This is a genomic window from Bacillus sp. FSL R5-0576 (assembly GCF_038004765.1).
Taxonomy (GTDB): Bacteria; Bacillota; Bacilli; order Bacillales; family Bacillaceae; genus Bacillus; species Bacillus subtilis.
This window is the reverse complement of record NZ_JBBORU010000001.1, coordinates 3,305,201-3,319,705: the sequence shown is the minus strand read 5'-3', so window position 1 is coordinate 3,319,705 and position 14,505 is coordinate 3,305,201. Positions and strand designations below refer to the sequence as shown.

Annotated in this window: 17 protein-coding genes; 13 read left to right on the top strand and 4 right to left on the bottom strand. The window is 47.2% G+C overall.

The window, feature by feature from the left end:
• Window positions 1-12: 12 nt before the first annotated feature.
• Complete coding sequence (gene nagB / locus NX903_RS17085; protein WP_086344373.1) at window positions 13-741, bottom strand: glucosamine-6-phosphate deaminase; 729 nt, start codon at window positions 739-741, stop codon at window positions 13-15.
• Window positions 738-1,928 (bottom strand): N-acetylglucosamine-6-phosphate deacetylase, encoded by a 1,191-nt coding sequence (gene nagA, locus NX903_RS17080; protein ID WP_014481023.1) that lies wholly within the window; start codon window positions 1,926-1,928, stop codon window positions 738-740. The genes nagB and nagA overlap by 4 nt, the downstream gene beginning before the upstream one ends.
• 181 nt (window positions 1,929-2,109) lie before the next feature.
• On the opposite strand from nagA, the gene hprK reads away from it, so the two are divergent.
• The 5 genes from hprK to hprF are packed head-to-tail and all read left to right on the top strand — an operon-like array spanning window position 2,110 to window position 5,996.
• Complete coding sequence (gene hprK, locus NX903_RS17075) at window positions 2,110-3,042, top strand: HPr(Ser) kinase/phosphatase (protein ID WP_024571931.1); 933 nt, start codon at window positions 2,110-2,112, stop codon at window positions 3,040-3,042.
• A 13-nt stretch (window positions 3,043-3,055) separates the two neighbouring features.
• Window positions 3,056-3,865, top strand: coding sequence for a prolipoprotein diacylglyceryl transferase (gene lgt / locus NX903_RS17070; protein WP_003242661.1), 810 nt, complete (start codon window positions 3,056-3,058; stop codon window positions 3,863-3,865).
• Between the two features lie 23 nt (window positions 3,866-3,888).
• Window positions 3,889-4,827, top strand: coding sequence for a nucleoside recognition domain-containing protein (locus tag NX903_RS17065; RefSeq protein WP_086344372.1), 939 nt, complete (start codon window positions 3,889-3,891; stop codon window positions 4,825-4,827).
• Complete coding sequence (gene ppaX / locus NX903_RS17060; protein ID WP_041055175.1) at window positions 4,824-5,474, top strand: pyrophosphatase PpaX; 651 nt, start codon at window positions 4,824-4,826, stop codon at window positions 5,472-5,474. The genes NX903_RS17065 and ppaX overlap by 4 nt, the downstream gene beginning before the upstream one ends.
• Window positions 5,475-5,477: 3 nt before the next feature.
• On the top strand, window positions 5,478-5,996 hold the full coding sequence (gene hprF, locus NX903_RS17055) for a heptaprenylglyceryl phosphate O-acetyltransferase (RefSeq protein WP_086344371.1): 519 nt from the start codon (window positions 5,478-5,480) through the stop codon (window positions 5,994-5,996).
• Window positions 5,997-6,015: 19 nt separating this feature from the next.
• Here hprF and pelC read toward each other — a convergent pair whose 3' ends face one another.
• Together pelC and NX903_RS17045 are read right to left on the bottom strand one after the other, a co-directional pair.
• A complete protein-coding gene (gene pelC, locus NX903_RS17050) occupies window positions 6,016-6,681 on the bottom strand; it encodes a pectate/pectin lyase PelC (RefSeq protein WP_003242578.1) in 666 nt (221 codons plus the stop codon).
• A 239-nt stretch (window positions 6,682-6,920) separates the two neighbouring features.
• Window positions 6,921-7,673, bottom strand: coding sequence for a C39 family peptidase (locus tag NX903_RS17045; RefSeq protein WP_003243552.1), 753 nt, complete (start codon window positions 7,671-7,673; stop codon window positions 6,921-6,923).
• Window positions 7,674-7,923: 250 nt separating this feature from the next.
• Here NX903_RS17045 and NX903_RS17040 point away from each other — a divergent pair, with 250 nt between their 5' ends.
• The 8 genes from NX903_RS17040 to hisIE are packed head-to-tail and all read left to right on the top strand — an operon-like array spanning window position 7,924 to window position 14,348.
• Window positions 7,924-9,099 carry an ATP phosphoribosyltransferase regulatory subunit gene (locus tag NX903_RS17040; RefSeq protein WP_086344624.1) on the top strand — a complete coding sequence of 392 codons (1,176 nt, stop codon included), beginning with the start codon at window positions 7,924-7,926 and terminating at the stop codon, window positions 9,097-9,099.
• Window positions 9,092-9,733 carry an ATP phosphoribosyltransferase gene (gene hisG / locus NX903_RS17035; RefSeq protein WP_015251138.1) on the top strand — a complete coding sequence of 214 codons (642 nt, stop codon included), beginning with the start codon at window positions 9,092-9,094 and terminating at the stop codon, window positions 9,731-9,733. Before NX903_RS17040 ends, hisG begins: the two co-directional genes overlap by 8 nt.
• Entirely contained in the window at window positions 9,730-11,013 is a 1,284-nt protein-coding gene (hisD, locus tag NX903_RS17030; RefSeq protein WP_086344370.1) for a histidinol dehydrogenase, read from the top strand. The genes hisG and hisD overlap by 4 nt, the downstream gene beginning before the upstream one ends.
• Window positions 11,010-11,594: an imidazoleglycerol-phosphate dehydratase HisB gene (gene hisB / locus NX903_RS17025; protein WP_003243389.1), complete on the top strand. Its 585-nt coding sequence runs from the start codon at window positions 11,010-11,012 to the stop codon at window positions 11,592-11,594. Before hisD ends, hisB begins: the two co-directional genes overlap by 4 nt.
• Window positions 11,595-12,233: an imidazole glycerol phosphate synthase subunit HisH gene (gene hisH / locus NX903_RS17020; protein WP_086344369.1), complete on the top strand. Its 639-nt coding sequence runs from the start codon at window positions 11,595-11,597 to the stop codon at window positions 12,231-12,233. It abuts the gene before it with no gap.
• Window positions 12,230-12,967: a 1-(5-phosphoribosyl)-5-[(5-phosphoribosylamino)methylideneamino]imidazole-4-carboxamide isomerase gene (gene hisA, locus NX903_RS17015; protein ID WP_086344368.1), complete on the top strand. Its 738-nt coding sequence runs from the start codon at window positions 12,230-12,232 to the stop codon at window positions 12,965-12,967. Before hisH ends, hisA begins: the two co-directional genes overlap by 4 nt.
• A complete protein-coding gene (gene hisF / locus NX903_RS17010; RefSeq protein ID WP_003244585.1) occupies window positions 12,964-13,722 on the top strand; it encodes an imidazole glycerol phosphate synthase subunit HisF in 759 nt (252 codons plus the stop codon). The genes hisA and hisF overlap by 4 nt, the downstream gene beginning before the upstream one ends.
• On the top strand, window positions 13,719-14,348 hold the full coding sequence (gene hisIE / locus NX903_RS17005; RefSeq protein WP_086344367.1) for a bifunctional phosphoribosyl-AMP cyclohydrolase/phosphoribosyl-ATP diphosphatase HisIE: 630 nt from the start codon (window positions 13,719-13,721) through the stop codon (window positions 14,346-14,348). Before hisF ends, hisIE begins: the two co-directional genes overlap by 4 nt.
• Window positions 14,349-14,505 lie beyond the last annotated feature (157 nt).

The window sequence follows — 14,505 nt, the reverse complement described above, 5'->3', positions numbered from 1 at the left end:
AGCATGTTCCTTTCAAGGTCTTAATGACGCGGCTTCACGATCAATCAAAACCGTAACATCGGAATGCAGGTGCAAAGCAGATGCGGGAAAATCTTCGCTTATGTTTCCTTCTAACAGCTTACGAACAGCTTCCGCTTTGCTTTTTCCAGAAATAAGCAGAAGAATGCGCTTGCTTGAGAGTATCGTTTGAATTCCCATTGTCAGTGCTTTTTTCGGCACGCTGTCTATGGAGGGAAAATATCTGGCATTCGCTTGGCGGGTTTGCTCATTTAATGTCACAACATGAGTTTGCGACTTGAAAGACGTTCCCGGTTCGTTAAAGCCGATGTGTCCGTTTCGGCCAATGCCGAGAAGCTGAATGTCAGTGCCGCCGAGGGACTCGACTAGCTGTTCATACCGTCTGCATTCGTCCTCCAAATCGTCTGCATTTCCATTCGGAATAAAATGCCGGCTAGGCTTGCTGTCGATATGCTGAAAAAAACGGTCGTTCATATAGAAGTGATAGCTGTTCGGGTCATTGCTTGAAAGTCTGGCGTACTCATCCAAATTAACTGTAGTGACGTTTTGAAATGAGAGATTCTCAGTTTGGTGCAGGCGGATCAGCTCGCGATACGTGCCTTCCGGTGTGCCGCCCGTCGCTAACCCGAGAACGGCATCAGGTTTTTCTTTGATTGTATCTGCCGTTATTCTGGCTGCTTTTTGGCTTAGCTCTTCATACGTTTGACATTCCATTACTTTCATATCTGGTCAGCCTCCTTGGATATAAATGCAATGTTTCCGCGGCAAATGGTGAGAATCACCTCGCAATCACTGCTGACAATCACCAAATCTGCATCTTTTCCCACAGTCACACTGCCTTTTCGGTCAAAGATGCCCAGCTGTTTGGCCGCGTTTGCAGAAGTTATATTAGCTATATCCGTCCAAGAGCAATTTGTAAACTCACGCATATGCCGTGCGCCTTCGTTCATTTTGAGGATCGAACCGGCAAGGGTTCCGTCTGAAAGAAGAGCTGTTCGTCCTCTTACCGTCACACTTTGGCCGCCAAACTCATATACGCCGTCTTTCAGGCCTTTTGCCCTCATGGAATCGGTAATTAAAATGAGCTTGCTGCTGCCTTTCGCCAAAAAAGCAAGCTTTGCAGCTAAAGGATGGGAGTGAATGCCATCGGCGATAAGCTCTGTCACAAACCCATCATGGGCCAGCGCCGTTCCGATCACTCCGGGCTCTCGGTGATGAAACGGGCTCATCGCGTTGTACAGATGAGTCATATGGCTCGCCCCTGCTTTTGCGGCATCCGACAGCAATGCGGAATCGGCATCCGTGTGCCCCATGGACGCGATAATCGATTCGTCTTTCAAATGGCGGATCAGTTCAAAATGCTGATCCTCCTCCGGCGCAAGTGTAACAATTTTGATCAGTCCGCCCGCCTCCTGCTGCCACTTTTTGAAAAGCGCAACATCCGAAGGCCTAATCCACTCTTTTGGCTGCGCTCCGGCTCTTTTAGGCGAAACAAAGGGGCCCTCTAAATGAATGCCGAGCAGTTCTGCACCTAATAAAGAGGACTCTTCAGCCGCTTTCCACTCTCTTGCGTTCACCAAAGCTTGAGAAATGTTCCCATGCTCTTGGGTAATCGTTGTGGCTAAAAAGCTCGTCGTGCCTTCTTCGGGCAGTCTTGACGACATGATGTCGAGCGTGGAAAAGCTAGCATCCATTGTATCTGCGCCATAGCCGCCGTGGATATGAATGTCAATCATGCCGGGAAGCAAAACGGAATCCGCAGGTGCTTGAATCTCTTTTGAATATGACTCCTTGGGCCGTTCTGTTGAAACTGTGCTGATTTTTCCGTCATTGATTCCGACATAGCCGTTTTTGATTACTTCATTTTCTGTCACGATCGCAATGTCTTTGATAAGAAGACTCTCTGCCATAGATGATCCGCCTTTCTGGAATTTGAATACCTTTATTTTACTCTTTTTCAGACTAGTGATCTAGACCAGCTGAGGTGTTTTCCCCCCTTTTATAAAATCTGTTTTAGGTTCAAGCCCGAAAGTGATAAAATGAAAGTATTGTGAGCAAGCTCGGGGCAGCCCGGAACAGGAGGAACATATCGTGGCAAAGGTTCGCACAAAAGACGTAATGGAACAGTTCAATTTGGAATTAATCAGCGGAGAAGAAGGAATTAACCGCCCGATTACAATGAGTGACCTATCAAGACCAGGCATTGAAATTGCCGGATATTTTACATATTACCCGAGAGAGCGCGTGCAGCTTCTCGGAAAAACAGAGCTTTCTTTCTTTGAACAGCTTCCGGAAGAGGATAAAAAACAGCGAATGGATTCTCTGTGCACTGATGTAACACCAGCTATTATTCTTTCTAGAGATATGCCCATCCCGCAGGAGCTGATTGACGCTTCTGAGAAAAATGGGGTGCCAGTCCTCAGATCGCCGCTGAAAACGACAAGACTGTCAAGCCGTTTAACCAACTTCCTTGAGAGCCGGCTGGCGCCTACCACGGCGATTCATGGCGTTCTTGTCGATATATATGGTGTCGGCGTGCTGATCACAGGAAAAAGCGGCGTCGGGAAAAGTGAAACAGCGCTGGAGCTTGTGAAAAGAGGGCATCGCCTTGTTGCCGATGATTGCGTTGAAATTCGGCAGGAGGATCAGGATACCCTTGTCGGAAACGCTCCGGAATTAATTGAGCATCTCCTTGAAATCAGGGGGCTTGGCATTATCAACGTGATGACGCTGTTTGGCGCCGGCGCGGTCAGAAGCAATAAACGAATCACGATTGTCATGAACCTTGAACTTTGGGAGCAGGGCAAGCAATACGACCGTCTCGGGCTTGAGGAAGAAACCATGAAAATCATTGATACAGAAATCACAAAACTGACGATTCCCGTCCGTCCAGGCCGAAATCTGGCAGTCATCATCGAAGTGGCAGCAATGAACTTCAGATTGAAGCGGATGGGGCTGAATGCCGCTGAACAATTTACCAACAAGCTGGCGGATGTCATTGAAGACGGTGAACAAGGAGAATAGGAGTTGGCGTTAAATGAATGAAGCGATAGAACCACTCAATCCGATAGCTTTTCAGCTGGGGCCGTTAGCCGTCCATTGGTACGGAATCATTATCGGTCTCGGCGCTTTGCTCGGGCTGTGGATAGCGATGAGGGAAAGTGAAAAACGGGGGCTGCAGAAAGATACGTTTATTGATCTTGTCCTGTTTGCCATTCCAATTGCGATTATTTGCGCACGAATTTATTACGTTGCCTTTGAATGGGATTATTATGCGGCACATCCGGGAGAAATCATTAAGATTTGGAAGGGCGGCATTGCCATTCATGGCGGATTAATCGGCGCCATTTTAACGGGATATGTGTTTTCGAGAGTGAAAAACCTTTCGTTCTGGAAGCTTGCAGATATTGCCGCGCCCAGCATTTTGCTCGGCCAGGCGATCGGCCGCTGGGGGAACTTCATGAATCAGGAAGCGCACGGCGAGGCTGTCAGCAGAGCCTTTTTAGAAAACCTGCACCTGCCTGAATTTATCATCAATCAAATGTATATCAATGGGCAATATTATCATCCTACTTTTTTATATGAATCACTATGGAGCTTTGTCGGCGTCATTGTTTTACTGCTGCTGCGCAGAGCGAATTTGCGTAGAGGCGAGATGTTCTTGATCTATATCATTTGGTATTCAATCGGAAGATACTTTATTGAAGGAATGCGGACTGACAGCTTAATGCTGACTGATTCACTTCGCATCGCTCAGGTGATTTCAATCGTATTGATTGTTTTGGCTGTGGCAGCCATCATCTTCAGACGCGTCAAGGGATACTCGAAGGAGCGGTACGCGGAGTAGACGTCAACAAAGGGGGATGAGGGATGAAGAAGATCTTTCTGGCCGGTCTTGCAGCAGGTTTTCAAACAACATGGACGTTGGGTAAAGTGATTTTCCCGGTAACGCTATTGGTCACTTTGCTTCAGCATACCCCTGTCATGGATTGGCTTGTACGGCTGATCACACCGGTAATGAGTCTCTTCGGGCTTTCTGGTGAAGCGGCCATTCCGCTTGTACTGGGAAATATGCTGAATCTGTATGCGGGAATTGCCGGGATTTTAACATTGGATTTATCTGTGAAAGAAGTCTTTATTTTAGCTGTTATGCTTTCATTCTGTCATAACTTAATTATCGAATCGACAGTTGCCGCAAAGGTTGGTATCAGAATTGGCGTCATATTGGCGGTGCGCATCGGTTTGGCCGCTGTGTCAGCCATCGTCATCAACCTCATTTGGCATGGCGGACAGGAAACGGCGCAGTACGGTTTTATCGCTGCGAAGAGCGCCGCGCCAGACAGCTGGCTGGCAATGCTGGCAGAAGCTCTAATGAAAGCCGGACTTGGTGTTTTGCAGCTGGCGGCAATTGTCATACCGCTGATGATCATCATCCAGTTTTTAAGAGATTTAGGCTGGCTGCATCGGTTCTCCAGGTGGCTGTCTCCGTTTACGCAGCTGCTTGGCATGAATAAAAATACGTCTATGACGATGGTGGCGGGACTGACGATTGGTCTGGCCTACGGAGCGGGTGTCATGATCAAAGCTGTCGAGGATGATGGCGTGAGCAGGCGGGATATGACATTGGCATTTATATTTCTCGTTGCCTGCCACGCGGTCGTAGAAGATACACTTGTCTTTATTCCGCTTGGCATACCGGTCTGGCCTCTTCTTGTGATTCGTGTCACCACAGCAGTTCTGCTGACAATGGCTATTGCGCATACATGGAAAAAGTGGAAACCCTCAGCGGTTGGAAAGGAAGCAATATGAGTGACAAACAAGTAACGACAATTCTGTTTGATTTAGACGGAACGCTTATTAATACGAATGAATTAATTATCGCGTCCTTTTTGCATACACTGGAGCATTATTATCCGAGCAAGTATAAACGAGAAGATGTCCTTGCGTTTATCGGACCGTCTCTTTTTGAAACGTTCTCTTCGATGGACCCTGATAAATGCGAGGATATGATCGCCATGTACAGAGCATACAATCATGACATGCATGATTCACTCGTGACTGAATATGAAACGGTATATGAGACCCTGGATGCATTAAAAAAAGCCGGCTTTACATTAGGAATTGTGACAACAAAATTAAGAGATACTGTCAACATGGGCCTCAAGCTCACGGGAATCGGCGAATTCTTTGAAACAGTTGTTACCCTTGATGATGTGACGAATGCAAAGCCTGATCCCGAGCCTGTGCTTTTAGCGCTGAAACAGCTAGGAAGCGAGCCGGCGGAAGCCATTATGGTCGGAGATAATTACCACGATGTGCTAGCTGGGAAAAACGCCGGTACAAAAACGGCAGGAGTCGCATGGACGATTAAAGGGCCGGAAATGCTGGCGAAGTATGAGCCGGATTTTATGCTTGAGAAAATGAGTGATCTATTACAAATCGTTGGAGTGAAGTAATCTGTGAGAAAAACAGATCGTCATCCGGTCTCGGGGGCCAACTCACTGTGGCATGTCTATCAAACGGTACCTTTTTTAAAGGTCGTCAAAAATTTCATTGTCATTCAAATTGCGAGATATACGCCGTTTATAGGGATGAAAAACTGGCTGTACCGCACATTTCTGCGGATGAAGGTTGGAAAACAGACATCCTTTGCCCTCATGGTGATGCCAGATATCATGTTTCCGGAAAAGATCTCAGTCGGAACAAATACAATCATCGGGTACAATACGACCATTCTGGCCCATGAGTATTTGATTCACGAATACCGGATCGGCAAAGTTCTGATCGGGGACGAAGTGATGATTGGTGCCAACACGACCATTCTGCCCGGGGTGAAAATAGGAGATGGCGCAGTTGTGTCCGCCGGAACGCTTGTCCATAAGGATGTGCCTGATGGGGCATTTGTCGGCGGAAATCCGATGAAGATCATCTATACGAAGGAAGAAATGCAAGAAAGATTGAAAAAGTCCGCTGAATAACATCAGCGGACTTTTTTTGTTAAAATTGAGTGTTGTTGTTTTCGTAAATATGCTGAACACCAATCCATTTTTGACCGACATTAGAGTAGCGTGTATTTGTCATTCTGACCGTGCTTGTTTTGCTGTCCGTCCGGAATATCGCTTCCTTCATGTTTGTGATGGTGCACTTGTCGATGATCACATCAACGTGGAAGGTTGAACCACCAAGCTGTCTAATGAACTTCCCGCCATTGTCCGCCGTGAAATTTTTCACTGTGAAGGTACTGGCTTTATTGATTTGGAATATCTTATCTGACGCTTTTTGAGCAGAACCGCCGTCGATCGTCACTTTTCCTTCCTTCTTCACCGTTAACGCATCCTCACCAACATCTTCCCATTTCACATTCTGAATGTTAACGTTTCCATAAGTGTGCACGCCATCAGCTGCAGGTGCACCAAGCACCACATTTTTCAGGGTTGCTCCATCCTCCACACGAAAAACAGGGTCTTGGTTTTCTGACTGGCTTCCGTCACCTAATTCTTTCCCTGCCACAAACCGCTGTCCTTTCCCGTCATATGTTGTATTTTTTGGTACGATAATTGTTTCGTGCACCACTTTGTCAGCTGCAAAAACGGTTGATGGCTGAAACTGGCTGAAACCCATAACCAAACCGAACATAAATAGGATAGACACGATTTTTTTCAATGATAAATCCTCCCCGGATATCTTTCATTTTTTGCAAGAGAAGCGTCAGCGACTTGCACCGGCTTCTCTCGCATAGATCGGGGCAAGGCTGAATCTGCTTTAATCATAAAAACAGACAGCCTGAAAGTAAAGACAATTTTGGGTGAAAAATGGAAAATGAATCGATCTTACCGATTGATACAAAAAGCATGAATATTGTCGTATTTGCTCAGGATAGAGCATAGTGAGGCTTCAGGTGTTTACTTTTGAATAACCACGGCCTGGCTGCCCATTTGTTTCCACGCTTTTTCAAAGCTTGTTCTATCGGTTTTTCTGTTTTTATAGCCATACGGATCATTGAGATACACATATTTATCATCATATCCCGTAACGGCGACGCTGTGTTCGCTGTACGTAATCTCTATCGTTCCGTTTGGCGTTTTCCATGTCTGCATGTTGTCAACTGGCGTAAAGTTGGCTGTCGTAATAACCCAAACTGGATTGCCTTTTTCAAGCTGCTGATAAACAGCGGAAATACTTTTTCCAGTCAGATCAGACACTTTGTCTCCCGCATAGGTTTTCGCCAGCTGATAGATCGGTCGATGGTAGACACCGAGACCAGGGCCATTCGCCATATCCCCGACAAATCCGTCATTCGGATCACCCTTTAATCCGCTGCTGTATGTCAAAGGCACTGTGGCAACCTGATTTGCCAGGGTATTTTTTGTCACGTCGTATCCCGCATAATTCAGCACCATCGCAAGGCTTGTTACTTCACAGCCGTTATAGAGCCGGGGTGCGTCCATTTGATTGTAAAGGATGACATCCAGCGGTTTTGCGCTTCCCTTCAGCTCCTTTTTGCTATTCGCAGCTGAGTCTGTATCGCTATCAGAAACCACTTTTTTAAGGCTGTTCAAAAAAGGAATATCTATATCTTTTGCATCTATTTTAAGTCCGAAAAAAATAACGCCTGAAAGAATCATCAGGACACATAGAGTTCGCAGTGTTTTCATCTTTATCTCCTTGTTCTCTATTTGATTTGTATTATAGCATGCCAAACATAAAGAATTTGAGATATTACGTACCTTTAATACATTATTCATGATTTTTTCATAATGAGGAGAAGGATATTTGAACTAAAAATATCCTTACTGAAGTTAAGCGTTGATTTTCATTCTTTCATCTGCTAACATGTTATCATATTAGCGAACTAAAGGATTCGGAATTTTCCTTCATAAGATAACAGCGGAGGTGCTCGGGTTGATGTTTATGTTTGAAAAACCGCACGGCATGAGAGATACACTGCCTGGTTTATACGAAACGAAAAAAAAGGTGAGACGATCGTTAACCGATTTGATTGATAAATGGGGATATCAATTTATGGAAACGCCGACACTGGAGTTTTACGATACCGTTGGCGTCCAGTCAGCAATTGAAGAGCAGCAGCTGTTTAAGCTACTTGATCAGGACGGCAAGACATTGGTGCTTCGCCCGGATATGACGGGGCCGATTGCAAGGGTGGCGGCATCGAAGCTTTTGAAACACGGTCATCCGCTAAGAGTCGGCTATGCGGCAAATGTATTCAGGGCTCAGGAGCGTGAAGGCGGGCGTCCGGCTGAGTTCGAGCAGGTCGGAGTGGAGTTAATCGGTGACGGCACGACGAGCGCGGATGCGGAGGTCATTGCTTTAGTCGTCGGGGCATTGAAAAACGCTGGGCTGGCATCCTTTAAAATTGCAATTGGCCATGCCGGCATTGCGGATGCTTTGTTTGTTGAGGTGCTCGGAAACGTTGAACGAGCTGATGTGCTGCGGAGGTTCTTATATGAAAAGAACTACGTCGGCTACAGAGAGCATGTCAAGTCTCTCCCGCTTTCCTCCATTGATAAAAGCAGGCTGCTTGAGCTCCTTGAACTGCGGGGCGGTATAGAAGTATGCGGACGTGCCGAGGAAATCGTCGATTCTGCGCAAGGAAAAAGCGTGGTTGATGAGCTGAAGGCGCTGTGGAGCATTCTTGAGGATTACGGATGTACGGAAAATGTCCGCCTGGATCTGAATATGGTCAGCCACATGAGCTATTACACAGGGATTTTATTTGAAGTGTACGCCGAGAATGTCGGTTTTGTCATAGGAAGCGGCGGCCGTTACAACAAGCTGCTGGGCCATTTTGATTCACCTGCGCCGGCAACAGGCTTCGGGCTTCGGATCGACCGGCTGATTGAAGCCCTTCATATGAAAGAAGAACCTTTTGATATAGACGCTGTTATTTTCAGCAAAGAGCAGCGGGCGCAAGCTATCGCTTATGCGAATGAAGAACGCATGAAAGGGAACAAAGTGGTTCTTCAAGATTTATCGGGAATAGAAAATATCGACCAGATGACAAAATCTTTTGCAAACGTCACTTATTTTATCGGTGCCAGAAAGGAAGAGCAAAATGGGTAAGTTACTCACAATGGCGATGCCAAAGGGCCGGATATTTGAAGAAGCGGCAGGGCTGCTGAGGCAGGCAGGCTACAGGCTCCCTGAGGAGTTTGAAGATTCGAGAAAACTGATCATCGATGTGCCGGAGGAAAATCTTCGTTTCATATTAGCGAAGCCGATGGACGTAACCACGTATGTGGAGCATGGCGTGGCAGACGTCGGAATTGCGGGCAAGGATGTCATGCTGGAGGAGGAACGCGACGTGTATGAGGTACTGGATTTAAAAATCAGCAAATGCCACTTAGCTGTCGCCGGACTTCCGAATACAGACTGGAGCGGCGTAGCGCCAAGAATCGCGACAAAGTATCCGAATGTGGCTTCCAGTTATTTCAGAGAGCAGGGAGAACAAGTCGAGATCATTAAGCTCAACGGTTCAATTGAACTGGCTCCGCTCATTGGGCTTGCAGATCGGATAGTGGACATTGTTTCCACAGGACAGACGCTGAAAGAAAATGGGCTTGTTGAAACGGAGCACATTTGTGACATTACCTCTCGCTTTATTGTCAACCCGGTAAGCTATCGCATGAAAGACGATGTGATTGACGAAATGGCATCTCGCCTATCTCTCGTTGTGGAAGGAGAGACGGCAAAATGAAGATCAAAACCATCAGCGGAACGGAACGGCTTTCTCTCAAGCGTTCCATCGATGCCGGAACGGAAGAACAAAGAAAGACGGTCCGGTCCATTATTGAAGATGTTAAAGCAAACGGTGATCAGGCGGTTCGCAGCTACACGGCGAAATTTGACGGCATCGAAATAGACAGCCCGCTGGTCACAAAAGAAGAATTTGAGGAGGCATACACCTCACTGGATTCACGTCTTCTTCAGGTGATTAGGCAGGCAATCGAAAATATTAGGGAATATCACGAAAGACAGCTGCAATCCTCCTGGTTTTATCACAGAAAGGATGGCACAATGCTGGGGCAGAAAGTGACGGCGCTGGATTCCGCGGGTGTATATGTGCCGGGGGGAACGGCCGCATATCCTTCATCTGTTTTGATGAATGTGATTCCGGCGCTTGTAGCGGGCGTTGAAAGAATCGTTCTCGTCACGCCTCCGGGAAAAGACGGTCTGCTGTCTCCTGGAGTTTTGGTTGCTGCTTCCGAGCTGGGCATAAAAGACATTTACAAAATGGGCGGCGCTCAGGCGATTGCGGCGTTAGCATACGGAACAGAAACCATTGAGCCGGTGGATAAAATCACGGGTCCGGGCAACATTTATGTCGCGCTTGCCAAACGGGAGGTGTTCGGTGATGTCGATATCGATATGATTGCCGGACCTAGTGAAATCGTCGTGCTGGCTGATGAAACAGCGATTCCGAGCGAAATTGCAGCCGATCTGCTGTCACAGGCGGAACACGATAAGCTCAGCTCATGTGTGTTTGTCACAGATTCCATAGCGCTGGCCGAGGCGGTTTCAGCCGAGGTGAGTAAGCAGCTGGAAACCTTGCCGCGAAGAGAAATAGCGGAAGCTTCAGTGAGAGATTACGGTTGTATATATGTGGCGGAAACAATGGTAGAAGCGATTGAGACTGTCAATACACTCGCGCCAGAGCATTTAGAAATCATAACACAGTCTCCGGAAGCTTTGCTTGGCAGTATCAAACATGCGGGTGCAATTTTCTTAGGCAGATACAGCCCTGAGCCTGTCGGTGATTATTTTGCCGGACCGAACCATGTGCTTCCGACAAACGGAACAGCCAGATTTTCAAGTCCATTAAACGTAACTGATTTTCAAAAGAAATCGAGCATTATTTCTTACAGTCAATCAGCCTTTGAAGAACATGCCGAAAGTATCGCGGCTTTTGCCAGACTGGAAGGGTTAGAAGCCCATGCCAGATCAATTGAAGCGAGAGAACGGAGGATTTCTAAATGAGAAAAGCGGAACGCGTCAGGAAAACAAACGAAACAGATATTGAGCTGGCATTTACAATAGACGGCGGAGGACAAGCGGATATCAAAACAGATGTGCCGTTTATGACACATATGTTGGATTTATTCACGAAACACGGCCAATTCGATCTTTCCATTAACGCAAAAGGCGATGTTGATATAGATGATCACCACACGACTGAAGATATCGGCATCTGCTTAGGGCAGGCGCTGCTCGAAGCGTTAGGCGATAAAAAAGGAATCAAACGCTACGGATCGGCGTTTGTGCCGATGGATGAGGCACTTGCTCAAGTTGTGATTGATTTAAGCAACCGGCCGCACTTAGAAATGCGCGCTGATTTCCCGGCTGCTAAAGTCGGAACTTTCGATACGGAGCTTGTACATGAATTTTTGTGGAAGCTGGCGCTCGAAGCTCGAATGAACCTGCACGTCATCGTTCATTATGGCACAAATACCCACCACATGATTGAAGCCGTTTTTAAAGCACTGGGACGTGCGCTTGATGAAGCGACAACGATCGATCCGCGTGTTAAAGGAATACCGTCAACGAAAGGGATGCTGTAAATGATCGGCGTGATAGATTACGGAATGGGGAATTTATACAGTGTCTCAAAGGCGCTTGAGCGTGTCGGCGTGCCGTATTTTGTTTCTGAAAAGCTGGAGGAGCTGAAAGAAGCTGATGCCTTCATTTTGCCGGGAGTCGGTTCATTTGGAGACGCGATGGACAATTTGCGCTACACGAAGCTTGATCAATTGATTCACGATATGCTCTCAGAGGGAAGGCTGCTTCTCGGGATCTGCCTCGGCATGCAGCTTTTATTTGAAGAAAGCGAAGAAAACGGCACCGCTTCAGGACTCGGGCTGTTAAAAGGAAAAGCAGTCAGGCTGAAAGCAGAAGATGAAAAAGGAAACAAGCTGAAGGTTCCGCATATGGGCTGGAATCGTCTTTCTTTTCATAATGAATCTCCGCTGCTGTCTGAAACAGAACAAGGCTACGCTTACTTCGTTCATTCTTATTACATTGACGGGATGGAGGAGAACGCGCTTCTGGCAAGCGCCGATTATGGTGTGCGAGTGCCTGCTGTAGTCGGAAAAGGGAACGTCTTCGGCGCCCAATTTCACCCGGAAAAAAGCAGCACGGTCGGAATGTCTATTTTAACCCAATTTACGAAAATGGCAGAAGAACAGAAGGTGAAAAAATGAGTGATTTTACATTATATCCGGCAATTGATATGAGAAACGGCAAATGTGTCCGCCTTGTTCAAGGGGATTATAATAAGGAAACGATATATGGCGATTCACCGTACGACATGGCTGAGTTATTTGCGAAAGAGGGTGCCGAATGGATCCATCTCGTTGATCTCGACGGGGCCAAAGAAGGGAAAAGAGTGAATGACCGCCATGTGATTGAGATTGCGCAAAAGCTGAACCTGAAAGTCGAAATCGGCGGCGGGATCCGTTCCGAAAAAGACGTCTATGAATATTTATCAGCAGGAGTCGATCGGGTGATCCTGGGAAGCTCAGCAGTTTCTAACCCTCCGTTTGTAAAAAAAATGCTGAAACAATATGGCGAGAAAATTGCAATCGGACTGGATGCGAGAAACGGTTTTGTTTCAACAGAGGGATGGCTTGAAACATCAACCCTTAAGGCAACTGAACTGGGCAAAGAGCTAGCCAATGAAGGTGCGGAAGTCTTTATTTTTACTGACATCGCGACAGACGGAATGCTGTCAGGCCCCAATGTTAAAAGCACGGTCGAGCTTGCTAAGGAAACGGGGAAATCGGTGATCGCTTCCGGCGGAGTCAGCTCCGTCGCGGATCTCGAAGCTCTCGCCCGCTATGAGGCGGACGGCGTCTCTGGAGCGATCATCGGAAAAGCACTGTATACCAATCAGTTTACGCTGAGTGAGGCGCTTGAAAGGGTGAAGCGCAAATGATCACAAAACGGATTATTCCATGCCTTGATGTCAAAGAAGGACGCGTTGTCAAAGGAATTCAATTTCTCGAATTGAAGGATGCAGGTGACCCAGTTGAACTCGCTGAAGTGTACGACCGGGAAGGTGCGGATGAACTTGTTTTTCTTGATATCTCCGCCTCGCACGAAGGACGAAAGACGATGGTTGACGTTGTGGAGCAGGTTGCCGCGAAGCTTGCCATTCCGTTTACAGTCGGCGGCGGCATCAATCAGCTCAGCGATATGAAAACGATACTGCGTGCCGGAGCGGACAAAGTGTCGGTGAACACGGCAGCTGTTCTCCGCCCTGAGCTGATTACAGAAGGAGCCGAGTTTTTCGGTTCTCAATGCATCGTACTTGCCATTGATGCCAAGTACGACAAAGAATCTGACACATATAAGGTCTACACGCACGGCGGCAGAAAGAAAACAGATTGGGAGGTCACCGCGTGGGCAAAAGAAGGCGTCAAACGTGGGGCAGGAGAAATATTGCTGACAAGCATGGACTCTGACGGTGAGAAAAAAGGCTTCGACCACACGCTGACAAAGCTTGTTTCCGAAGCTGTCCCCGTCCCTGTTATCGCCTCGGGAGGCGCGGGAAACGCACAGCATATGCTTGAGGCTTTTACAAAAGGAGAAGCCGACGCCGCGCTGGCCGCCTCAATTTTTCATTATAAAGAAACATCGATTAAAGAAGTGAAATCATACTTGAAAGAGTACGGGGTGAATGTGAGATGAAACAGGCAGATGAGCTGCGTTTTAACGAGGACGGATTAATTCCTGCCATCGTGCAGGATGCGGCAAGCAAAGAAGTGCTGACCCTTGCGTATATGAACAAGGAATCGTACGAAAAAACGCTGGAAACGAAGGAAACATGGTTTTACAGCCGCTCACGCCAAGCGTTATGGCATAAAGGAGAAACCTCAGGGAACACGCAAGCCGTCAAAGGTATCCGGTATGACTGCGACCAGGACGCACTGATCGTACTTGTAGAGCCGTCCGGCCCGGCATGCCACACTGGCAGCTACAGCTGTTTTACGAAGGAACAAACAGAAGAACAGGCCGCAGGCCGATTCGGCATCATGAACGAACTGGAGCGCGTGATCGCGGAACGCCAAGCGGAGATGCCTGAAGGAGCTTACACCACTTACCTTTTCCGTGAAGGCGTCGATAAGATTTTGAAAAAAGTCGGAGAAGAAGCATCCGAAGTCATCATCGCCGCGAAAAATCGGGACCACGAGGAACTCAAATGGGAAGCGGCAGACCTGCTGTATCACCTGCTTGTCCTGCTCAGAGAACAAGCCTTGCCGCTGGATGATGTGCTTGACGTATTGAAAAAACGCCATTCTGAGAAAGAAGAGTAAAGAGCCGTATGTTACGGCTCTTTTTGTTTTGTGAAAAAAGTAATAGGTATTTAGATTTATATTAGGTGTTATATATGATTAGTTAATAAAAGGAGATCAAAACCGAGTCTCATTTCCTATTTATCCAAATTCCGCCATGATGTAACATGAAAAAGGA